The organism is Amycolatopsis sp. 2-15 (assembly GCF_030285625.1).
GTDB classification, from domain to species: domain Bacteria; phylum Actinomycetota; class Actinomycetes; order Mycobacteriales; family Pseudonocardiaceae; genus Amycolatopsis; species Amycolatopsis carbonis.
Genome location: NZ_CP127294.1, coordinates 1819976 through 1841379, shown reverse-complemented (window position 1 = coordinate 1841379; position 21404 = coordinate 1819976). Strand labels below are relative to the sequence as shown.

Sequence of the window (21404 nt, the reverse complement as noted above, 5' to 3'; positions counted from 1 at the left end):
CGCAAACCGTAGGAGGGCCACGGGTGCGGCGGCATCCGGTAAACCCCCCGAAACATCCCTGAGGTGCCGGGGTCCGGGTCAGGGTCATAGCCTGGGTCCCGACTGGACTTCCAAGATCAACGCGTTCAGGAGGATTGATGCCCCAATCGCCCAATCCCTACGACTTCCTGCCTTCCGTGCCGTCGTTCACGCTGCGCAGCACGGACATCGCCGAGGGCGAGACGCTCGCGACGCCGCACCTGTCCGGCATCTTCGGCGCCGGTGGCGAAGACCGGTCGCCGCAGCTGTCCTGGGAGGGCTTCCCCGAGGACACCCGCAGCTTCGCGGTCACGATGTACGACCCCGACGCCCCGACCGCTAGCGGGTTCTGGCACTGGGCCGTGTTCAACGTCCCTGCGTCGGTCACCGAGCTGGCCGCCAACGCCGGCGACGCGAACGGCTCCGGCCTACCCGAGGGCGCTGTCACTCTTAAGGGTGACGGCGGCGTGAAGCAGTTCCTCGGCGCCGCCCCGCCGCCCGGGCACGGCCCGCACCGCTACTACTTCGTGGTGCACGCGCTCGACGTCGACTCCCTGGAGATCGACGGCGACGCCACGCCCGCGTTCCTCGGCTTCAACCTGTTCAGCCACACCCTGGCTCGCGCCACGATCATGGCTGTCTACGAGAACAAGGGCTGAGTTCGGCCGACGACAGGGCCACCGCGGGTTCGCCCGCGGTGGCCCTGTGGCGTTTTTCCGACAGGTGGAATCACTGCCGTTGACCTGCTCCCTCGCCGGGGAAGACGATCGGAAGCTGCACATCAGCACGTACCTCGTACCGCAAGGGAGCCGGCACCGATGTACGAAAAGGACGGCGAGCGCTACTTCATCGTCGACGGTCACGTGCACTTCTGGAAGCCGACCGAAGACGGGTTTCGCCGCCAGAACGAGGAAACGATCGTCCACGACCTGTTCGAAACCGGCTACGTGGACCACGCGATCTTCCAGCCCGCCACCGCCGACCCCGAGGGCGTGGCGCCCGGGAGCGCGCTGACCGAGCGGTACCCCGGCCGGTTCACCGTCGCCGGGCTCGAGCCGGTCGCCGGGAACCTCAAGGGCGTCAAGCTCGTCACCACCGAACTGGCGGGGCGGCAGCTGTCGGACCCGTGCTCCTACCGCTTTCTGGAGAAGTGCCAGGAGTTCGGCATCCGCAACATCCACCTCCACACCGACCCCTCACTCCGCCCGCTCGACCGCGACGGCACCGAGGGCGCGGACGGCGCCGACGCGTCCGCGGCCTTCGACGCCGCCGGTCTCGACGAGGTCGCCGCGGCATTCCCGGACTTGCGGTTCATCGTCGAGCACGTGGGCTTGGCGCGGCTGCAGGACTTCTGCTGGATCGCCACGCAGGAGCCGAACGTGTACGCCGGCCTCGCCCTCGCGTTGCCGGCCATCCTCACCCGGCCCCGCCAGTTCGCCGAGATCATCGGCGAACTGCTCTACTGGATGGACGAGAACCGGATCACCTTCGCCAGCGACTACGGGCTCCAGCACCCGAAGTGGCTGATCGAGTCCTTTGTGGACTTCGAGATGCCGGAGGACTTCCAGGACGAATACGGCGAGCTCACCACGGACGTGAAGAAGAAGATCCTCGGCCTCAACGCGGCGCGCCTGTACGACCTCGAGGTGCCGGACGGGTGCGGAACCAGCGAAGCGGCGGCCGAAAGCGACGAGATCGGCGCGAACTCGAAAGTACCGGTGTGACGCCGGGACTCACCCGTTCGGTCCAGTGGGCCGAGATATCGGTATGCCGGAGTCACCACGGCCCGTCGGCGGGCGACCTGCACTGATCTCACCGGGTGAAGCCGGATGACGATCGGTGTGAGCGCCGAAGACGGCGTCGGAATCGTTGCCGACCGGGTGCTCCGCTTGGGCCGTTCGGAGCACGTATGGTGGGGGGCGCATGTGATCGCCCGTTCACTGCCGAACGGTTTCACGGAGGTGCCGCTGTGTCCGAACCCGCCCTGCCGCTTTCCGACGACGACACCACCGAGAAGGAACCCAGCGGGCTGATCGGTTCGGCGCAGCGGGCGCTGCGCGTGCTCGAGATCGTGGCCGGCGCCGGTGACGGCATCGCGGCCAAGGCCGTGGCCCGGCGCGCCGGTTACAAGCTCTCGACCACCTACCACCTGCTCAACACGCTGGTCCACGAAGGCTATTTGATCCGCCTCGGCCACGGCCGCGGCTTCGGCCTCGGTTACAAGGTCGGCGGTCTCTACCACAGCCTGCTCGGCGAGCTCGACGTCGACCACCAGCTGCGCGACGGCCTGCACCAGCTGCACTTGCGCGTGAGCGCGCCCGCGTACTACACGGTCTTCCGCGACACCGACGTCGTCGTCGCGGCCGTCGCCGACTCGCCGGAGTTCCCGCGCGCCCAGCCGCTCGACTTCGGCTTCCACGAAGCCGCGCACGCCACCGCGTTCGGCAAGGTGATGCTGGCGTCGCTGCCCGCGCGCGAGCGCCGCGACTACCTCGCCGGCGCCGGCATGCCCCGCCTCACCGACCGCACCCGCGTGACGGCCCGCGACCTCGAGACGGAGCTCGAAACCGTGGCGCGCTCGGGAATCGCGCTGGAGATCGAGGAGTTCCAGCCCCAGCTCGCGTGCTTGTCCGCGCCGGTGCTCGACACCGAGCAGCGCGTGACGGGCGCAGTCGCCTTCTCCGTGCCGGTACACCAGTTCGCCGACCGCCGCTCGGACCTCGAACGCGCCGCCCGCGCCGGGGCGGCGCACTTCTCGAAGTTGTTGTCCGCCAAGGACAACTGAAAATTCGACCGGTCGGTCTACCGCAGCGCCTCGCGGTTGGCACCCTCGCGTTCGAGGAACCGGCCCTTGGTGTGCTCGCCGAACCCGAACTGCCGGTACAACCCGTGTGCGTCGGCCGTGTGCAGCATCCAGCGCATGCCCGCGCCCGGGCCGTTGTCGATCATCTCGCGCACGATTTCCTTGCCCAGCCCCGAACCACGCGCGTCCTCGAGCACGAACACGTCGGCGAGGTAGGCCGACGTCACGCCGTCGGAGATCGCCCGCGCGAAGCCGACCTGGCGGCCGGTGGCGCGCTCGTACGCGCCGACCACGCGCCAGGACCCGGCGATGGCCGCCTCGACCTGATCACGGGTGCGCCAGCGGCCCCAGTAGGCCTCGGTGGAGAGGAACTTCCACAGCACGTCGAGGTCGAGCCGGCCGGGGTCGTCGTCGAGTTCGTAGTCGCCTGCGATCCGCATGCCCGCAAGCTAGCCGAGCGGCGCCCGGGTCCGCACCGGACTTTCAGCGGATCCGTTCAGGGGAGCACCTTCCGGTTGGCTCCGGGGCGTTCGATGTAGTGATTCTCGTCGGGTTGACTGAACCCGAACGACCGGAGGAACCCGTGTGCGACGGCCGGGAGCGCGATCCCGATCCAGCGGAGGTCGGCACCGCAACCGTTCTCGATCATCTCGTGCATGAGCCGCGTGCCCACCCCTCTCCCGCGAGCGCTTCCGACCACGAACAAGTCGGTGCTGTAGGCCGAGGTCACCCCGTCGGAGATGGCGCGGACGAAGCCGACTTGCTTTCCGGATCGCTCGCTCGTAGGCCCCCACGACCCGCCGCGACCCGGCGATCGCCGCCTCGACCTGCGCACGCGTGCGCCAGCGGCCCCAGTTGGCCTCGGTCGAGAGGAACTCCCACACCACGTCGTGGTCGAGCCGGCGGGGGTTGTCGTCGAACTCGTAGTCATCCGGGGCGCTGGTCGCAGTGTCCGGCAAGGCCGTGATCGACCCGCTCTCGGCCAGAAGTGTCGGCCGGTCCGGAATGGAAGAAAGCATGCCGAAAAACGCTAGCCGACAAGAAACACGAACCGTCACGGTGAGCGATCATCGGTGTCCGATCAACCCTTCGGCGCAGCCCGATCGGGAAACGACAATACCCAGCCTGAAGTCGGTTTTTACCACCCGCCCGCGAGTTGCGCTCCGTGATTTTCAGGTCCGGTTCAGCGCGGCTTGAGGAGGTAATCGACTACGGGCCGCAGTTCGTCGGCCGAGGGCGGCTCGTCGTCGATCAGGCCCTGGATCAGCAGGCCGTCGATGCCGGCGAGGAACACGCGGAACGCGACCTCGTCGTCGTGGCGGACCATGGACGTGAGCACGTCGAGCCAGCGCCGGGCGGCCGGGCGCAGCTCGGGTTTGCGCGCGGCGAGCAGGTACAGCTCGTACTCGGCCATCGTGCGCCCGCGGCGCGGCCCGAGCGCCTCCGCGAGCAGGCCGGCCACCTCTTCGGCGCCGCGGCTGCCGCGCGAACGGGCGCGGTCGATCATCCAGTAGACCTCGGTGGCCATGTCGCGCGCGCAGGAGATGAGCGTGGCCACGAGCAGGTCGTCGAGTGAGGCGAAGTGATACGTGGTCGAGGCGGTGGGCACGTCGGCCTCCACGGCCACCGTGCGGTGCGTGGCGCCGGCGACGCCGTCGCGTTCGATCACCCGCAGGGTGGCCGCGATGATCTCCGCGCGCCGCTTCTCGCCGCGCGCCTTGCGGCCGTCGACCTGGATCTTCACTGGTTGCTCCCGACCTCGATCAACACCACCCCGCCGATCACCAGCACGATCCCGCCGGCCATCACCAGGTTGATCGGCTCCTTGAGGAACAGCACCCCGATGATCGCCACGAGCGCCACGCCGACGGCGGCCCACACCGCGTACGCGATGCCGAGCGGCAACCCCGACTTCAGCACGCGGGAAAGTGCGAAGAACGCTACGCCGTACCCGATGGCAACCAGCGCGGACGGCCCGACTTTGGTGAAGCCCTCGGAGAGCTTCAGGGAAACAGTGGCCGTCACTTCTGCGGCGATCGCCAAAGCGAGGTACAAGTAAGCACCCATGAGTACGAAACTACCTGAACGATCGTCTCACTTAGCCAGCGAGGCGTGCACCACATCGGTGGGACTTGGGTGCTGCCAACCAGTTACCCATCAGTAAGAAGCGTTACCCTGCTCGGCACCGGGGCTGTGACCCGCGCACAGGCACCGGCACCACCACACCGGACGAAAGGCACCCGACGATGGGCGCTGTAGAGCTGACGCTCGGGGGGATCTCGGTCCTCCTGGGCATCGTCGCCTGGGGATTGTTCATCGCCACCATCGCCCGCTTCGTGCGGGTGATCCGGCTGGGCCAGCCCGACCCGACGCGCAACGGACCGTTCATGCCGCGGCTCGGCACGTTGATCAAGGAGTTCGCCGCGCACACGCGCATGGCGAAGTTCCGGCAGGTCGCGCCCTGGCACTGGATGGTGATGTGGGGCTTCCTCATCGGGTCGCTCGCGCTGTTCGAGGCCTACGGCGAGGTGTTCGTGCCGACGTGGGGCTGGCCGGTCCTCGAGGACTGGTCGCTGTGGAGCCTGCTCATGGAGCTGCTCGGCGTGGCCACGATCGTCGGCGGCATCGGCCTGGTGCTCATCCGCCAGGCCAACCACCCGCGCCGCGCCGACCGGCAGTCGCGCTTCGCGGGCTCGAACTTCAAGTGGGCCTACTTCGTCGAGGCCGTGGTGATCATCGAGGGCATCGGCATCATCGGCGTGCGCGCGGCGAAGGCCGCGATGGGCGTGCACGAGACGCCGACCTGGGCCGCCTTCGTGTCCAACCCGCTGTCGCACGCGCTGCCGTCGAGCGCCGCGCTCGTGTCGGTGTTCGCGTTCGTCAAGCTGATGAGCGCCACGGTGTGGCTGATCGTGGTGGCCCGCACGATGACCATGGGTATCGCGTGGCACCGCTTCAGCGCGTTCTTCAACATCTACTTCAAGCGCGAGGACGACGGCGGCGTCGCGCTCGGCGCGGTGAAGCCGATGATGAGCAAGGGCAAGGTGCTCGACCTCGAGGAAGCCGATCCGGACGAGGACACGTTCGGCGTCGGCAAGGTCGAGGACTTCAGCTGGAAGGGCTGGCTCGACTTCTCCACCTGCACCGAGTGCGGCCGCTGCCAGTCGCAGTGCCCCGCGTGGAACACGGGCAAGCCGCTGTCGCCGAAGCTGCTGATCACACAGCTGCGCGACCACGCGTACGCGAAGGCGCCCTACCTGCTGGCCGGCGGCAAGCGCGACATGGCCGGCGACGAGATCGGCTTGACCGGGGACAACCCCCACGCGGGCATCGACGTGCTGGCGCTGGCCGAGTCCGAGCGGCCGCTGATCGGCGGCGCCGACGACGGCGGCGTGATCGACCCGGACATGCTGTGGTCCTGCACCAGCTGCGGTGCCTGCGTCGAGCAGTGCCCGGTGGACATCGAGCACGTGGATCACATCGTGGACATGCGCCGCTACCAGGTGATGATCGAGTCGTCGTTCCCCACGGAGCTGAACGGCATGTTCAAGAACCTGGAGAACAAGGGCAACCCGTGGGGCCAGAACGCCAAGGACCGTCTGCAGTGGACGGAGGACCTCGACTTCGAGGTGCCCGTCTTCGACGGCGATCTGGGCGACGCGGAGTACCTGTTCTGGGTCGGCTGCGCCGGCGCGTTCGAGGACCGCGCGAAGAAGACCACGCGCGCCGTGGCCGAGCTGCTGCACATCGCGGGCGTGAAGTACACCGTGCTCGGCTCGGAGGAGTCGTGCACCGGTGACCCGGCGCGCCGCGCGGGCAACGAGTTCCTGTTCCAGATGCTGGCGCAGCAGAACGTCGAGGTCCTGAACTCGGTGTTCGAGGGCCGCGAGCGCAAGGCGCGCAAGGTCGTGGTGACCTGCGCCCACTGCTTCAACACGCTGGCCAACGAGTACCCGGAGCTGGGCGGCCAGTTCGACGTCGTGCACCACACGCAGCTGCTCAACCGCCTGGTGCGCGAGAAGTACCTGACGCCGGTCGCGCCCGTCGCGGAGGACGTCACCTACCACGACCCGTGCTACCTGGGCCGCCACAACAAGGTCTACGACGCTCCGCGTGAGCTCGTCGGCGCTTCGGGCGCGAAGCTGCGCGAGATGCCGCGTCACGGCGACCGGTCCATGTGCTGCGGTGCCGGCGGTGCGCGGATGTGGATGGAGGAGAAGATCGGCAAGCGGATCAACGTCGAGCGCGTGGACGAGGCGCTCGGCACCGCGCCGTCGAAGATCGCGACGGGCTGCCCGTTCTGCCGCGTGATGCTCACCGACGGCGTCACCGCGCGGCAGAGCGACGGCCTCGCGAGCGAGCGCGTCGAGGTCGTGGACGTCGCTCAGCTGCTGCTCACGGCCGTGAAGCGCAAGCCGGAGCCGGCGCTGGTGGCGGCGGGCGCGCCTTCGCTCGAGGGCGAGTCGGACGCCGACCTCACGAGCAAGCCCGACGTGCCGACCGACGAGACGGCGACCGGCACCCCGTTGCCGGACGAGGACAAATAGCCCGTATCAAACTGCGCTGAACGCCCCTTTCACGATCAACAACGGTCGCGAAAGGGGCGTTCAGTCGTTCCCGGCCCCGACATTTGTCATGGGGACAGTCGTGATTTACGGCCCGTGTGCGAATGCTCGCACAGCGACACGATCACTTCATGCCATTTCGCAAGTCCGCGGTCGCCGCACTCGCCTTGGTCTTCCCGTTCGTCGCCGAGTTCCTCCTCGGTGACCAGTACCTCGCGGGGCCGCCCGAGCCCGGGCAACAGCTCGGCATGTTCGCGATGTTCGTCGCGTTCTACGGCTCGGCCGCGGTGTTGGTCCGTGAGCTCGCGCGCCGCCACGGCCGTGGCTGGCCGACGATCCTCACGCTCGCGCTGGCCTTCGGCGTCGTCGAAGAAGGCCTGCTCACGCAAACGTTGTTCAACCCGCACTACCTCGGCCTCGACCTGCTGAGCCCCGCGCACGGGCCGGGCTCGGCATCGGTGGCCAGTGGACGGTTTTCGTGCTGACGCTGCACGTGGTCTGGAGCATCGCGGCGCCGATCGCGATCGCGGAGGCGTTCTTCGGGCGCGAGCCGTGGCTGCGCCGGCCGGGCACGGTGGCGTGGACCGGGGCGCTGCTCGTCGGTGCGACGGGCACGTTCCTGGTGTCTCGCATGATGGGAACGCCGGCATTCCTCGCCGCGCCCGGACAGCTGCTCGGCGCCGCCGTGGTGGCCGTCGTGCTGGTCGTGTTCGCCTTTCGGCTGCCCGTCCGTCCGCCGGTCGCCGGGGGCAACGCGTGGGCCGGGTTCGCCGTCGGGCTGGGGGCGAGCACGCTGTTCCACCTGGTGGACAAGACCGCGCTGCTCCATTCGTGGGGCACAGTTGTGTTGATGCTGGCGCTCGAAGCGGCCGTGGTCGCCTACGCCGTGCACTACCGTCCGCCCACGTTTTCCCTGGCAGCAGGCGCGATTGTCACGTACTGCTGGGTCGGTCTAGTGACGGCGGGCAACCCGGTGGCGCTCATCGAACAGGTGGTCCTCGTGGCCGCGACGCTTTCGGTACTCACGATCACGGCCCGTCGGCGAATTCCGGTAACCGTTTGACACAAGAGGTACGAGCGTACCGGAATGGTCGCGAAAACGTTTACCGTGCACATTTTCTGCACCTCTGGTCCGGCTTCGTCACATTGCCGATGACAGACAGGACAACGGGCGTAATCTACGGTTCCTCGCGACCGACGCCGCTTGCGGGAGGCGAATTCGGCTACCGATATAAGGGGGCGCGACGTGGTGAACGGGTACAGCGGACCTGGTTACACCGGCCACTCGGGCACACCCTTTCCGCCTTCCGGGCGAGTAAGCGTTGCACGGGGCCGGACCCCCGAACCCGTTTGGCCGAACGAGGTGCCCGAGGAGTTCGCGGGCGAGCCCGTGGTGGGCGACGGCTGGGTCTCCGATCCGTCGCCGGTCCCCGGCCCGCGAACGCTCGTCCGGCCGTACGTCCTCACCCGCGGCCGCACGCACTCCCGCCGCAACCTCGCCGTCGAAGCGCTCGTGAAGGCCAACGCCGGCGACCCGCGGTGGAACTCGCCGCAGGTGAAGGGCGAGTTCCGGATCGTGCGGTCGCTGTGCCTGTACCCGCGGTCGGTGGCCGAGGTGGCCGCGACGCTGAGCGTTCCGCTCGGCGTCGCGCGGGTCCTGCTCGACGACCTGGCCGAGCTCGGCCTCGTGACGATCCACGCGCCGCAACGCAAAGAGGACGGCCGCCCGGCGATCGCGCTGATGGAGCGCGTTCTTTCGGGTCTCAACCGACTCTGACCCCGTCCGCGCGGCTAGTCTTCTGCGCGTGAGCGAGCAAGAAGAATCGGGCGGCGAGAGCACCCTCACGGTGCTGCTGGCCGGCGGCGTGAACCTGGCCATCGCCATCCTGAAGCTGATCGCCGGGATCATCACCGGCTCGGGCGCGATGCTGTCGGAGGCGGCGCACTCCTTCGCCGACACCATCACCGAGGTCCTGCTCCTCACGGCCTTGAAACGTTCGGAGCGCCCGGCCGACCGGCTCCACCCGTTCGGCTACGGCAAGGAGCGCTACTTCTGGTCGCTGCTGGCGGCCGTCTCGATCTTCGCCTCGGGCGCGATGTTCGCGCTGTACGAGGGCTTCACCACCGTGTTCGGCGAGAGCACGGACCAGACGAGCCCGATCGTCGGTTACGCCGTGCTGGGGATCGCCTTCCTCCTCGAAGGCACTTCGTGGCTGCAGGCGATCCGGCAGGTGCGCAAGGAGGCCCGGCAGGAGCGGCGTTCGTTCTTCACCTACCTGCGCATGATCGACGACCCCGCGCCGAAGACCGTGCTGTTCGAGGACTCGGCCGCGTTGATCGGTCTGCTGCTCGCGTTCGCCGGCATCGGGTTGCACCAGCTCACGGGCTCGTCGGTGTGGGACGGCATCGCGTCGATCCTCATCGGCCTGCTGCTCGCGTGCGTCGCGTACCTGCTGGGCCGTACCAACCGGGGCCTGCTCGTGGGCCGGCAGGCGGATCCGCGGATCGTGCGCGGGGTGCGTGACCACCTCGTGGCGGCCCCGGAAATCGAGGCGGTGGTGGACCTGCAGACGATGCTCATGGGCACCGACCAGGTGCTCGTGTGCGCCCGCGTGGACTTCGACGATTCGCTGGGGGCGGCCGACGTCGAGTTCGCCTGCGTGCGGATCGCGGGGGAGCTGACCGAGGGGTTCAACGACATCACCGAGGTCTTCATCGAGCCGGTGCCGCGGTCGGATCCGAACCTGCGGGCCGCGGTGCTGGCGCGCTACGGCGACTTGAGCACGCGGCCGATCGAGGATTCGCTGTAGGTTTTCGGCTCAGTACCCGAAGTCCTGCGTCCAGTACCAGCCGGCGGTGGTCACGCCGACGCCGAGCTTGGTCAGCGAGCAGTTGAGGATGTTCGCGCGGTGGCCGCTGGAGTTCATCCACAGCTGCATCACCTGCTTCGCGCTCGTCGCGCCCTTCGCGATGTTCTCGGCGCCCGGCTTGCTGTAGCCGGCGTCGCGGATGCGCTCGTCGAAGTGCTTGCCTTCGGGCGTGTCGTGCGAGAAGTAGTTGCGGGCCGACATGTCGTCGCTGTGGTCCTGCGCGGCCTGGTCGAGGTGCGGCTCCTCGGCGACGGGATCGCAGCCGGCCTTGGCGCGCTCGTCGTTCACGAGGTCCACGACCTGGCCGGCCATCGACGGGTTCGTGGTGCGGGCCGGGGTGGTCTTCGCCGGGGTGGTCTTCGGATCCGGCTTGGGCGGCGCGGGGGTGCCGGAGCTCGGGGTGCCAGACGCGGTGGTCGACGTCGCGTCGGGGCCGGCTGAAGTCGATGTCGTGGGGGCGGTCGAGTCGGGCGTCGGGGTGCCACTCGTGCCGCCCGTGTCCGGGGCCGGGATGCCGCCGGGAGTGGACGACGACGGCTGCTTCGCGTACGGATCGACCGGCGGCACGCCGGACAGCGGATCGGACTGACCTGCGGCGGTGCTACCGAGCGTCGCCACGCTGGGTCTGTCGTGGAGCCACACTGTCCCTCCAGCGGCGGAGAAACCGCCGAGAAGAACACTCAGTGACACCAAAACCACTCGACCACGCGCACCAATGGGGGACACGGGCGAGGAAACTATCACGAACCGATTACGACCGTTACCCCCGAAAGGCCCAGCGCTTTATTTGATCAAGCCTGGGAAAGATCTTTGGCCGACGGCGTTTTCCTGGTGCAGGCGCAAGCTGATCTCGGCGTGCGGTGATGCGTCCGCGCAGGCCGGGAGACTCAACTCACGCGGGTGATGCGCAGGAGGAGGGCACCTGAGCCGAGGAGGGCGAGGCCGAGCAGGACGTAGAAGGTGAAGTCGGGATCGGAGCCGGGGATCGGCTGCTTTTGTGCGGCCGTTCGCGCGTGGGAGTCGAGGATCCGGACGGTGGCGGCGGCGCGGACGGTGAGCGGCTGTGCGCCTTCGCGTTGGGCGGTGACTTCGACGGCGTCCGTGAGCGTGCCGCCGCGGGGTGCGATGGCGGTGCGGGTCCATTCGCGCCGGCGGCCGGGGTCGAGGTGGTGGCCGTCGACCGTGAGGGGTGTGTCGCCGGCGTTGGCGGCGGTGACCAGGAACGTGACGGTGTCGCCCGGGCTCGCGATCGGGTCGGCTCGTTCGGTGACGTGCAGGGCCGGGCGGGGGATGACCTTGACCGGCTGCGCGGGTGCGGCGTTCGAGCCGAGGACGTCGGTGGTCGTGGTGGTGGTCGCCGTGAGCTGGTGGCCGGCGGGGTCTTGGGCGGTGGCGGTGGTGTCGGTGACGGCCGTCGTTTCGGCCGTGCGGGTGCAGGCACGGCGGGTTTGGGTGCCGGGTTCGAGGTGGGGCACGGTGAACGCGCAGGCCGGGTCGGTGGCGCGAACGGTCACGTCGTGCAGCTCGGCGTCTCCGGTGTTGCGGACGGTGGTCAGGTAGGTGACGGGGTCACCGGGGCGGATGGGCTGGTTGAGGTGATCGGTTGTGACGGTGAGTCCGGGGTGGATCACGGGTACGGGGTTGCTTGCCGTCGTGGTGATGGGTGCGCCGCGGGTCGGGGTGGCGGTGGCCTGAGTGGTGTCGGTGGTCCAGCCGGTCGCGGTAGTGGTGCACGGGTAGCGCTGGATGCCGTTGACGGGCAGCGTCGAGAAGGTCCGCGCGCATTCGGGGGCCTGCGGGTCCGTGACGTGAACGTCGTGCAGTTCGGTGTCGCCGGTGTTGGTGAGGACGAGGTCGAAGCGCACGGAGTCGTCCGGGGCGAAGGGACCTTCGGCGCTGGTTTTCGTGACCGTGAGTTTCGGCTGCAGCACCTCGAACGACGCTTGCGATGACGCCGTCACCGTGCGTTGGGTCGGGTCGGTGCCGGCGGCCTTGGTGGTGCTGGTGAAGCCGGTTTTGCCCGCGACGGTGGTGCAGGTGTGGGTGTCTTCGGCGTCGGGCGCGAGGGTGGCGACGTCGTGGGCGCAGGCGGCGGTGTGATCGTCCACAACGGACACCTTGGTGAGCGGGACGTCGCCGACGTTCTTCACCAGCACGGAGAACGTGACGGTGTCGCCTTCGCGGACCTGATACGGCTCGGCGTCGGTCATGATCGCGATCTCGGGGTGGATCACGTCGACGTCCGTGGCGCCGGACGCGGTCACCGGACGGGTCGTCGGGTCGTTGGCGGTGGCGTTGACGGTGGTGGTGAAGTCGTCGGGCGCGGCTTTGACGGTGCAGGTGTAGGTGGCGGCGGCGCCGGTGGCCAGTTGGTTCTCGGTGTGGGGGCAGCCGGTGAGGGTGATGTTCGTCAGCGGGGTGTCGCCGGTGTTGGTGACGGTGACGGTGATCGTGACGTCGTCGCCGGGCCGGGCTTGGTGTTGTGCGGCAACGGGTTTCACGGTGATCGCCGGGTGGATCACGTCGATCTTCGCGTCGGCGGCCGCGGTCAGGGGCGGGCCGGTGGCGGGGATCCCGGTGGCGTGCGCGGTGAGCACGGAGTCGTCCGCGGGGGCGGGTGAGGTGCAGTCGTAGGACTGCTTCGCGCCGGGGGCGAGGGTGTCGAAGATCTTGGCGCACGCGGGCGTCTGGTCGTCGGTGACTTGCACGGCGGTGACGGGTGAGTCACCGGTGTTGGTCACGGTGAGTGTCGTGGTCACGGCGTCGCCGGCACGGAAGGGACCGCCGTGCACGGTGCGGGTGAGTGAGAGGCCGGGGTGGACGACGGTGAACGCGGCGTCGGCTGTCGCGGTGACGGTGCCGCCGAGTGGGTCGGCGGCGGTGACCTTCGCGGTGTTGGTGTAGCCGTCGGGGCCGGCTTGGGTGGTGCAGGTGTAGTGGTCGGTGGCGCCGGGGGCGAGGGTCGTGCCGCCGTCGGGTCGGGCGCAGACTGGGGCCTTTTCGTCCATAATGGACACTTTGGTGAGCGGGACGTCGCCGGTGTTGCGCACCGTGATCGTGAAGGTGACTTGGTCCCCTTCACGCACTTGCTGCGGCTTGGCCGACTGGGTAATCGTGATGGCGGGGTGGATCACGTCGAGGTGCGCGTCGGCGGTCGCGGTGACCGGCCGGTTCGACGGGTCAGTGCCGGTGGCTTTCGCGGTGCTGGTGAGGTCGTCGCCGGCGGAGTGAGTGCAGGTGTAGGTCTGTTTCGCTTGTGGGGCCAGGGTTCCGAGCCGGTTGGCGCATTCGGGTGCGGCTTGGTCTTCGATGGCGACGTCGTGCAGTTCGGCGTCGCCCGTGTTGGTGGCGGTGATGGTGAACGTCGCGGGTTCGCCGGGCCTGGTGACCGTCGGCGCCACCGTCTGCGTGACGGTGATGGCCGGGTGGATCACGTCGAGGGCGGTCTCGGCGCTTGCCGTCACGACCGGTCCCACCGGTGGGGTGGCGGTGACGGTGCGCGATTCCGTGACGTCGTCGGCCGGTGCCGTGGTGGTGCAGGTGAAGGTCCAGGTGGCGCCGGGCGCCAGGGTGTCGTGGTCCTGCGCGCAGGTCTCGGCGCGAGCTGCGGTGGTGACGTGCAGCTTCGTGAGTGGGGTGTCGCCGGTGTTGGTGACGATGACCTGGAGCGGCACGCTGTCGTGCTCGCGGAAGGGTCCACCTTGGACGGTCGTGGCGAGCGTTACGGCCGGGTGCTGCACGGTGAACTTCGCGTCGGCCGAGGCGGTGACCGTGCGGGCGGTCGGGTCGGTTCCGGTGGCTGTCACGGAGTTGGTGAAGCCATCTTTTCCGGCCACCGTGGTGCAGGTGAACGTCTGTTTCCCTTGCGACGCCAGGATTCCCAGCTGCTTGGCGCACCAGGGGACCTTGGTGCTGGTCACGGCGAGATCGTCCAGCGGGACGTCACCGGTGTTGCTCACCGTGACACTGAGGGTCACGTGGTCCCCCTCACGCACCTGCGCGGGCGCGGCGGATTCCGTGACCGCGACCGCGGGGTGGATGACATCGACCGGCGCGTCGGCCGTCACGCTGAGTTGTTTGCCCAGCTCGTCCTTGCCGGTCGCGACGACGGGGTCCGTGAAGTCGGCGCCCGGCGCGAGCAAGTCGCACTGGTAGGTCTGCGTGGCCTGCGGTGCCAGCCTCCCGAACTTCCGCACGCAGCCGGGTGTGCGGTCATCGGTCACCGCGACGTCGTCGAGCGGCGCGTCACCGGTGTTCTTCAGCGTGACGGTGAAGGTCACGCGGTCCCCTTCGCGCACCTGCGCCGGCGCCGCCGTCTTCGTGAGCGACAACGCCGGGTGGATCACCTTCGCGGTGGCCGCCGCGGTGTCGGTGACGAGCTGCCCCGACAGGTCGGTGCCGGTCGCCGTCACCGTGTTCGTCGTGGTCAGCGCCGGGTTCGCCCCGCATGGGAAGCTCTGCTGCGCGCCGGCGGCGAGCGCGCCGAACGTCCGCGAGCATTCCGGCGTGGTGGCGTCGGTGACGACCACGGGGTTCAGCGGGCTGTCGCCGGCGTTGCGCACGGTGATCGTCCAGGTCACCGGGTCACCGGCGTGGACGACGGCGGGGTCCACCGTCTTGGTGACGTCGAGCGCGGGCGCGATGCCGGGAACCTTGACGTCCGCGTTGGCTGTCACCGTCTTGCCCAGCGGGTCGGTGCCGGCGACGGAAGCGCTGGTGTCGGGCACCGGCGCCTTCGCCGTGCAGGTTCCGGTGGTGTGCTGGCCCGGCGCGAGCGTCCCGATCGTGCGCGCGCACGCGCCGACCTTCGCGTCGGTTATGGCCACGTCGTGCAGCGGCACGTCACCGGTGTTGGTGGCGGTGACCGTGAACGTAACCACGTCGCCGGCGCGATAAGCCGCCTTGTCGACTTGCTGCGCGAGCGTGATCGCCGGGTGCACGACGTCGACGCGAGTGGTCGCGCTGCCGTCGAGTGCGTCACCGAGCGTGCTGGTGCCGGTGACCTTCGCGGCGCTCGTGACGTCGTCGTCCGGCGCGGTCACCGTGCACTGGTAACCCGTGGTCGCGCCCGCGGCGAGCTCACCGATCTTCTTGGCGCAGGCGGGAAAGCGGTCGTCGGTCACCTCGACGCCGGTGGCGGCGGTGTCGTTCGGGTTGGTGACGCCGACGGTCACGGTGACCTGGTCGCCGGCGTGCGCGCGCGGCGGATCGGTGTGCGTCACGAGCTGCAGATCCGGCACGGGCACGGAGAACACCAGGCTCTGCGCGACGAAATCGTCGCCGGTGCTGCTGAACGCGAGCTTCGCGCTGGTCGCGCCGCTGGGCACGGCGTCGCTGCTGAGCGCCTTCGCGTCGATGCCGAAGGTGTTCTCGACGTCGGGTTTCGCGGCATTGTCGGTGCTGGCGACGAAGAAGTTGTCCGACGCGCCGGTGCCGGGTTCGGCGACGGGTTTGTCGTTGATGAGGAAGCGGTCACCCGTCGTGCCCCAGTCGCCGCCTTCGGCCGTCACACCGACGTGGGCGTCGGCCGAGGCCGCACGGAAACCGGTGACGGTGGTGGTCGTGGCGGAACCGTTCGCGGCCTGCGGCACGTGGCCGTCGTAGACGTAAATCGCGCGCTTGACCGGCGCGTACTGGGGATCGCGCGTGGGGTAGGAGAAGACGATCGCGACCGACCAGCCCCCACCGCACCCGCGCCCGGCGGTGGTCCAGACGTCGGCCGCGGTGAGGGTGAGCGGCGCGCCGGTCGGGGCTGTCGCGAACTGACCGGTCACGTCGGCGTAGGCGGAGTAGAACTTGGCGTCCTCGGCGTAGGACCCAGGCGCGACGTCGGATTGGGCTGCGCCGACGGAAAACCGCACGGCCTGCGTCCTCGGCGAGCCGGCGGGACTCGCGCATGCCGTTCTCGTGCCGCCCCAGCTCAGCCGCGCGAACGCGACCTTCGCTCCGGGCGGAATCGTGACCGACGCGGCGGAGGAGTCGAATGTGCTCGCATCGGAGTCCACATCGGACCATCGCAGCGCGAAATCCCCGGCGGACTTCTTCGTCTCACGACCGGCGGCTTTCGCGCAGTCGGCGTCACTCGGCGTGCACTCGACCACACTGTTGCCGGCGTAGAGGAAATCGCCGTACACCACTTGGTGGTAGTTCTGCGGCAATCCCTTGACGGCGTCCGCGTGCGCGGGCACGACGAACGTGGCCAGGAGGCCGAGTACCGCGAGCAGACGTTTCCCGGCCGAGCCCATGTCCGCGAGCTTTCCACGAACCGGTGAACGAATCGCGTTTTCCAACCCGGCCGTGGCCGCAACTCACTCCAGCGAGCGACTGGTGATGCGCACGGTCGACTCGTGGGTGACCGCCGCGGCTCTTTCGAGGAACCCGATCACCGTTCGGAGTTCACCTTCGGAGTAGTCGTTCGCGAGCTCGCGCGTCGAGTGGTGTCGGACTGGCGCCCGGTGTCCACGCGATGGCCGTTCCTGTAGGCCCGACCCGGCCTGGAGCCGGGCGGGCACCCACCTCGGCCGAACGCCGGGCACTCACCTGAGGGACCTCCTGACACACCCGCCCAGCGTCGAAGCGGACGTTCACACGCCCCGGCCAGGCGGCGCCCCTGCGGACCCGATGCCACGTGCCCTCGAAGTTGTCGCACCCCGGCCCGGCACCGTGCCGGGCTAGCGCCAGGTGTTCACACGGTGGAAGTTCTTGTACGCCCGGCTCGGAGTCGGGCCGCGCTGGCCCTGGTAGCGGGAGCCGGCCTCCTTCGAGCCGTACGGGAACTCCGCCGAGCTGGACAGGCGGAAGATGCACAGCTGGCCGATCTTCATGCCGGGCCACAGTGTGATCGGCAGGTTCGCGACGTTCGACAGCTCGAGCGTGATGTGCCCCGAGAAGCCCGGGTCGATGAAACCCGCGGTGGAGTGCGTCAGCAACCCCAGCCGCCCCAGCGAGGACTTGCCTTCGAGCCGCCCGGCGAGGTCGTCGGCCAACGTGACCATCTCGTAGGTCGACCCGAGCACGAACTCGCCCGGGTGCAGCACGAAGGGCTCTTCGCCCTCCTTCTCCACCAGCGAGGTCAGCTCGTCCTGCTGCAGCTGCGGGTCGATGTGCGTGTACTTGCTGTTGTCGAACACCCGGAAGAACCGGTCCAACCGCACATCGATGCTCGACGGCTGGACCATCGCGGGATCGAACGGATCAATCCCGAGCCGGTCGGCATCGAGCTCTTTGCGGAGGTCACGGTCACTGAGCAGCACGGACGCAGCCTAACGTCACCAGGGGCCCGCCCCACCATCCGCCCATTCCCGACGATCTCCGCGCCGCCTGCCCAGCGCCCACAGGCGCCGCCCGCTCCGGACGATTTCTGCCACGCCACACACTCTCCACCGCCCAGGCGACCCGAACACGCCCCGGGGCGTGCCGCCCGGTCCGACCTGGGCCGACGCTGCGCTTCGGCCAACCCGGCATCCTGAAGCGGCACCTGCCAACCCGGGCGCGCAGACCACACCTCTCTCACTGCGAGCACCCGTCCAGGCGCGGTGCCCACGCCTCTGCCGCTCAGGCGGCGCGCGTGTCCTGCCCGTACGACGTATCCGGCTTGAACACCTCGTGCAGCCGCTTCAGGTACCTCCGGCGCCCCATCCCACCGAGCAACTCCTGCAGCGCCGTCGCCCCCGGAATGAGCCGCCGGGCCGTCTCCGCCGCGAAGTTCACCCCGGCGACCGCCACAACCGCGGCCCGCGCGACCGGGTCGTCCGGCAGCTCGAGGAAATCGGCGTTCTCCTTGCCCAGCACCAGGCGGCTGATCGCGGAGTGAACCTGGACGTTCACGTGCGCCAGCACCTTGCCCGCGGTGCCGCGGCCCTCACCGATGGCGGCGTGGCTCTCGACGAGGGCCTTGGCCAGGCGTTTCGAGTCGTCGTCGGGGATGAATTCCGTGGCGGCCAGGAGCCAGAGCAGCCGCCAGGCGTCGTCCTCGTCGGCGGGCAGCAGTTCCTCGTCGACGCCCATCAGCCAGCCGATGTAGCGCCACAGGTGCAGGATGTCGGCGCGCTCGCGTTCGGTGTAGCGCACGCCGAGCAGCTGCGTGCCGAAGACGTAGACCAGCGAAAACAGCAGCAGCGTGCCTGCGGTCTGGACCTGGTTGACCGGCCGGTCCCAATGCTCGTAGTCCCAGTCCTCGCGGCTGTTCATCGCGCGCCGCACGTGGGCGTGCACCACCCGGATCCGCACCACGGCCCGAAACCCCGCCTCGGCGCGACCCATCGCGCCGGGCGTCGTCACATCGATCCACCACGCGGCCGTCTCCACCAGCCGCTTCGTGGCCCGGTGCTCGATCTCCCCGGTCCCCACCAACGACTTCGTCGCCCGCGACGCCAGATATCCGCCCATCAAGGACATGTCGCCCAGCGGAAACAACCCCAGCAACCCCGCGCGCGTGATCGCCCGCGCCCCACGCTCCAGACGCGCACGATCCACCCAATACGGCGTCGCCTCAACGCCCGCCATGAACTCCCGCAGCTCAGCGCCACTTTCCGGGCCGACCCCACGCACCAACGCCCGCTCGAACCGCGCCCGATTCCCGGCATCCCGCCCGAACCACTCCACCAACGCATCCGCCGGCGCGTCCTGCCGCTGCGCGAACTCCCTCAGCCGCCACACCTGCTCATCCCCGGCGCGCAGCCCCTCGACCCCGCGCAACCGCGCGACCAGCCGAAACCCGCCCTGCCGGAACAACACCGGGTCGTCCACCACATCCACCTCCGGCGCCGCAACCCCGTCGACAACAAGTGTTGTCACTTGCCCCCGGCGCCGTCAACCCACGCCCCACTGGACACACCGACCACGCGTCCGTGTAAGCTGACCAGGCACTGCGGATGTAGTTCAATGGTAGAACATCAGCTTCCCAAGCTGAATACGCGGGTTCGATTCCCGTCATCCGCTCCAAGAACTGTTCTTGCAGATCAGAAAGGGTTCTTCCCGACTTGGGGAAGAACCCTTTCTGATTTTCTACGTACTGTTCGAACAACATCCCCAGCAATATCACTCGGCGGCTCCATTTTCGCGTTTTCCCTTCGGACGCTTTGTCCGCCGGAAGTCGTGGAAGTGGGACCCATCTTCTCCGCGCGTCTTGTCCAACGTGCCGTGGGACAACTGGCTGGACGATCCGAACTGCACACCATGCCGCCGGAGACGTGAGAACCTGGCACACGATCTGTGAACTGGGGGTGCAACCTGTCTCACTCGTCGGGGACCGCGAGGCGGCTCCTTCACTACGTCGGAGCCGCGGCGTCTGCTCGCGTCCCGGACGCCGGGGCCACTGTCGGCTTGATTCTGCTTGTCGCCGAGCCGGGCGGTGGTGGTATGGACGCCGGCCTTTTCGCTGTGTGCCTCAACCTGCCGCATCTTCTCGGCCCGCTCCTCGCACGCCGGCTGGATCGCGTCGGCGACGGACGGCCGTTCATCGCGACCTGTTGTGTCCTGTACGGCGTCGCTCTGGCCGCCGCGGCGCTGTCCATCGGCCGTGCCCCACTCGTCGTCTCCCTGGCCTTTGTCGTGGTGGCGGGCGTCTGCGGCCCCGTCCTCACGGCAGGCTTGAGCAGCCAACTCAGCCTGATGGTGCCCCCGAGCAAGGCCATTCAGCGTCGAGCCCAAGGCCTGGACGCTCTCACCTACGGGGTGGCCGGGAGTGCCGGGCCGGCCATCGTCGCGAGCATCGCGACCGCCAGCACACCGCTCACCGCCGTGCTGGCACTCTCAGGCACCGCTGCCGTCGCCGGGGCGCTCATGATGACGCTACCCGCGGTGCCGACACAGGACGGCCCGGAAGCCGAGACGGCGCTCGGGATGCGACGAGTCATCAGCCACATCGTGCATGCGAGCGGTCTGCGCCGGGCCACCGTGGCCATGATGGTGACGTCTTTCGTCGCGGGTTCGATGGCGATCCTCGCCGTCGGTCGCGGAATCCAGCTGCGGGGAGACCCGGACAGCGGCGCGCTGCTCGCAGCTCTCTACGGAGCAGGGAGTCTGCTGGGGTCGATCTTCACCAGCGTCGTGCCGCTCAAGGGAGAAGCGGATAGAACGACCATTTGCTACTCGATATCCATCGGTACCACGTTTGTACTGGGCGGCTTGGCGCCGAACTTCGCAACAGCACTCGTCGCGTTCGTGATAGCCGGATTCTTGAGCGGGCCCTTCTTCGTGGCCACCCTGGCCGCCCGGACCGCGTACTCTCCGGACAGAGGCAGAGCACAGGTCTTCGTTGCCATGGGCGCCCTGAAAATCACATTGTCGGCCGCAGGTGCCGCAGTCGCCGGCCTCATCGGCTTCGACACCGCCGGCATCTTCTTGGCGCTCGGTGGCGCCTTCATCGTCGCGGTGGGTGCCGCGCTCATCCTCGACAGGCATCGTCGACCGCCGACGAGCGGTGAGGGTGTTTCCCTCGGCCATTACCGGCGATAATCCCACCCATGACGCGTGGCGAGCAGCTCTGCGAAGTCATCACCGGCCTGCTGAACATCCTCCGCACCGGCGAGCACGACGTCACCTGGAGCAGCTACCGCTCCACGGACGACGCCGCCGCCGAGCTGGAAGAGCTCAAGCGACGCATCAAGAGGGGCGACGCCCAGGCAGAGCAACGGTTCGCCGAACTCTGCCTCCCCACCGGAGCGCTCGAGGAAATCGCCGTGTCCAGTGGGTGGGGTCTGGCGTGGGTCGAGCTCACCAGGAGAATCGATCCACAATAGACACTCAGGCCCAGAAGGCGTCGTCAGAGGCCTCGTCCTGGGAGACGTCCAAGAGATCCACCGCTTTGCCGTCGCGCATGCGGAAGACCAGGGCGTGGCGGGTGTCGAGGTGTTTGTCGCCGTGGGTGCCGGTGGAGTGGTAGACCGTGACGACCTCGTCGTCGTTCGCGTAGACCTCCTCGAGGGTCACGCGGAGGGTGCCATCGCTGCGGGCGGCGAGTTGTCCGTACATCGAGAGGATCGCGTCGCGGCCATGGTGGTCGCCGGAGAAGACGTTGTGGCCCGGCATGTGCTGGACGGCGTCGGCCGCGAGCAGTTCCGTCAAGGCCTCGACGTCGCCGGCGGAGAAGGCCGCGTAGCCGCGGCGGATGATTGTCGCGTTGGGGTGTTCGGCCATCGTGGGCCC

19 protein-coding genes and 1 tRNA gene are annotated in these 21404 nt (G+C 68.8%); 11 read left to right on the top strand and 9 right to left on the bottom strand.

Going from position 1 to position 21404, the window contains the following annotated elements; all coding sequences use genetic code 11:
- Positions 1-137 precede the first annotated feature (137 nt).
- From QRX50_RS09095 to QRX50_RS09085, 3 genes are all read left to right on the top strand, one after another.
- The gene (locus QRX50_RS09095; protein ID WP_285971512.1) at positions 138-677 is read left to right on the top strand and encodes a YbhB/YbcL family Raf kinase inhibitor-like protein; all 540 of its coding nucleotides are present in this window, start codon (positions 138-140) and stop codon (positions 675-677) included.
- 159 nt (positions 678-836) lie between these two features.
- Entirely contained in the window at positions 837-1742 is a 906-nt protein-coding gene (locus QRX50_RS09090; protein WP_285971511.1) for an amidohydrolase family protein, read from the top strand.
- Between the two features lie 245 nt (positions 1743-1987).
- Complete coding sequence (locus tag QRX50_RS09085; RefSeq protein ID WP_285971510.1) at positions 1988-2803, top strand: IclR family transcriptional regulator; 816 nt, start codon at positions 1988-1990, stop codon at positions 2801-2803.
- Positions 2804-2820: 17 nt separating this feature from the next.
- On the opposite strand, the gene QRX50_RS09080 is transcribed toward QRX50_RS09085, so the two are convergent.
- From QRX50_RS09080 to QRX50_RS09065, 4 genes are all read right to left on the bottom strand, one after another.
- Positions 2821-3261 carry a GNAT family N-acetyltransferase gene (locus tag QRX50_RS09080; RefSeq protein ID WP_285971509.1) on the bottom strand — a complete coding sequence of 147 codons (441 nt, stop codon included), beginning with the start codon at positions 3259-3261 and terminating at the stop codon, positions 2821-2823.
- 56 nt (positions 3262-3317) lie between these two features.
- Complete coding sequence (locus tag QRX50_RS09075; RefSeq protein ID WP_353074112.1) at positions 3318-3752, bottom strand: GNAT family N-acetyltransferase; 435 nt, start codon at positions 3750-3752, stop codon at positions 3318-3320.
- A 252-nt stretch (positions 3753-4004) separates the two neighbouring features.
- Positions 4005-4565 (bottom strand): TetR/AcrR family transcriptional regulator, encoded by a 561-nt coding sequence (locus tag QRX50_RS09070; protein WP_285971508.1) that lies wholly within the window; start codon positions 4563-4565, stop codon positions 4005-4007.
- On the bottom strand, positions 4562-4888 hold the full coding sequence (locus QRX50_RS09065) for a DMT family transporter (RefSeq protein WP_285971507.1): 327 nt from the start codon (positions 4886-4888) through the stop codon (positions 4562-4564). The genes QRX50_RS09070 and QRX50_RS09065 overlap by 4 nt, the downstream gene beginning before the upstream one ends.
- A 179-nt stretch (positions 4889-5067) precedes the next feature.
- On the opposite strand from QRX50_RS09065, the gene QRX50_RS09060 reads away from it, so the two are divergent.
- The 5 genes from QRX50_RS09060 to QRX50_RS09040 all read left to right on the top strand — a co-directional run bounded on the left by QRX50_RS09060 (position 5068) and on the right by QRX50_RS09040 (position 10196).
- Positions 5068-7368, top strand: a complete 2301-nt coding sequence (locus QRX50_RS09060; RefSeq protein ID WP_285971506.1) for a (Fe-S)-binding protein — start codon at positions 5068-5070, stop codon at positions 7366-7368.
- Positions 7369-7517: 149 nt separating this feature from the next.
- Positions 7518-7871, top strand: a complete 354-nt coding sequence (locus QRX50_RS09055; RefSeq protein ID WP_285971505.1) for a hypothetical protein — start codon at positions 7518-7520, stop codon at positions 7869-7871.
- Positions 7865-8449 carry a hypothetical protein gene (locus QRX50_RS09050; RefSeq protein ID WP_285971504.1) on the top strand — a complete coding sequence of 195 codons (585 nt, stop codon included), beginning with the start codon at positions 7865-7867 and terminating at the stop codon, positions 8447-8449. The genes QRX50_RS09055 and QRX50_RS09050 overlap by 7 nt, the downstream gene beginning before the upstream one ends.
- Before the next feature lie 300 nt (positions 8450-8749).
- Positions 8750-9163: a DUF742 domain-containing protein gene (locus tag QRX50_RS09045; protein ID WP_285971503.1), complete on the top strand. Its 414-nt coding sequence runs from the start codon at positions 8750-8752 to the stop codon at positions 9161-9163.
- A 28-nt stretch (positions 9164-9191) separates the two neighbouring features.
- Positions 9192-10196 (top strand): cation diffusion facilitator family transporter, encoded by a 1005-nt coding sequence (locus QRX50_RS09040; protein WP_285971502.1) that lies wholly within the window; start codon positions 9192-9194, stop codon positions 10194-10196.
- A gap of 9 nt (positions 10197-10205) precedes the next feature.
- Here QRX50_RS09040 and QRX50_RS09035 read toward each other — a convergent pair whose 3' ends face one another.
- From QRX50_RS09035 to QRX50_RS09020, 4 genes are all read right to left on the bottom strand, one after another.
- Positions 10206-10955 carry a CAP domain-containing protein gene (locus tag QRX50_RS09035; protein WP_285971501.1) on the bottom strand — a complete coding sequence of 250 codons (750 nt, stop codon included), beginning with the start codon at positions 10953-10955 and terminating at the stop codon, positions 10206-10208.
- Positions 10956-11143: 188 nt separating this feature from the next.
- Positions 11144-16501, bottom strand: a complete 5358-nt coding sequence (locus tag QRX50_RS09030; protein WP_285971500.1) for a DUF7507 domain-containing protein — start codon at positions 16499-16501, stop codon at positions 11144-11146.
- A 426-nt stretch (positions 16502-16927) separates the two neighbouring features.
- Positions 16928-17509 carry a dCTP deaminase gene (gene dcd, locus QRX50_RS09025; RefSeq protein WP_285971499.1) on the bottom strand — a complete coding sequence of 194 codons (582 nt, stop codon included), beginning with the start codon at positions 17507-17509 and terminating at the stop codon, positions 16928-16930.
- A 301-nt stretch (positions 17510-17810) separates the two neighbouring features.
- The gene (locus QRX50_RS09020; protein WP_285974402.1) at positions 17811-19007 is read right to left on the bottom strand and encodes an oxygenase MpaB family protein; all 1197 of its coding nucleotides are present in this window, start codon (positions 19005-19007) and stop codon (positions 17811-17813) included.
- Between the two features lie 118 nt (positions 19008-19125).
- Between QRX50_RS09020 and QRX50_RS09015 the strand changes: the two genes are divergently transcribed.
- The 3 genes from QRX50_RS09015 (at position 19126) to QRX50_RS09005 (ending at position 20998) form a co-directional block, all read left to right on the top strand.
- Positions 19126-19199: transfer RNA gene (locus tag QRX50_RS09015), tRNA-Gly, on the top strand.
- 381 nt (positions 19200-19580) lie between these two features.
- Complete coding sequence (locus tag QRX50_RS09010; protein ID WP_285971498.1) at positions 19581-20714, top strand: MFS transporter; 1134 nt, start codon at positions 19581-19583, stop codon at positions 20712-20714.
- Positions 20715-20722: 8 nt separating this feature from the next.
- Positions 20723-20998 carry a hypothetical protein gene (locus QRX50_RS09005; protein WP_285971497.1) on the top strand — a complete coding sequence of 92 codons (276 nt, stop codon included), beginning with the start codon at positions 20723-20725 and terminating at the stop codon, positions 20996-20998.
- Positions 20999-21002: 4 nt separating this feature from the next.
- Here QRX50_RS09005 and QRX50_RS09000 read toward each other — a convergent pair whose 3' ends face one another.
- Positions 21003-21395, bottom strand: a complete 393-nt coding sequence (locus QRX50_RS09000; protein WP_285971496.1) for a nuclear transport factor 2 family protein — start codon at positions 21393-21395, stop codon at positions 21003-21005.
- Positions 21396-21404 lie beyond the last annotated feature (9 nt).

Excerpts from the sequence above, each read along its gene's own strand:
- QRX50_RS09095 (WP_285971512.1), top strand. The coding sequence starts at position 138 with ATGCCCCAATCGCCCAATCCCTACGACTTCCTGCCTTCCGTGCCGTCG.
- QRX50_RS09090 (WP_285971511.1), top strand. The coding sequence starts at position 837 with ATGTACGAAAAGGACGGCGAGCGCTACTTCATCGTCGACGGTCACGTG.
- QRX50_RS09080 (WP_285971509.1), bottom strand. The coding sequence starts at position 3,261 with ATGCGGATCGCAGGCGACTACGAACTCGACGACGACCCCGGCCGGCTC.
- QRX50_RS09075 (WP_353074112.1), bottom strand. The coding sequence starts at position 3,752 with ATGACTACGAGTTCGACGACAACCCCCGCCGGCTCGACCACGACGTGG.
- QRX50_RS09065 (WP_285971507.1), bottom strand. The coding sequence starts at position 4,888 with ATGGGTGCTTACTTGTACCTCGCTTTGGCGATCGCCGCAGAAGTGACG.
- QRX50_RS09060 (WP_285971506.1), top strand. The coding sequence starts at position 5,068 with ATGGGCGCTGTAGAGCTGACGCTCGGGGGGATCTCGGTCCTCCTGGGC.
- QRX50_RS09055 (WP_285971505.1), top strand. The coding sequence starts at position 7,518 with ATGCCATTTCGCAAGTCCGCGGTCGCCGCACTCGCCTTGGTCTTCCCG.
- QRX50_RS09030 (WP_285971500.1), bottom strand. The coding sequence starts at position 16,501 with ATGGGCTCGGCCGGGAAACGTCTGCTCGCGGTACTCGGCCTCCTGGCC.
- QRX50_RS09005 (WP_285971497.1), top strand. The coding sequence starts at position 20,723 with ATGACGCGTGGCGAGCAGCTCTGCGAAGTCATCACCGGCCTGCTGAAC.
- QRX50_RS09000 (WP_285971496.1), bottom strand. The coding sequence starts at position 21,395 with ATGGCCGAACACCCCAACGCGACAATCATCCGCCGCGGCTACGCGGCC.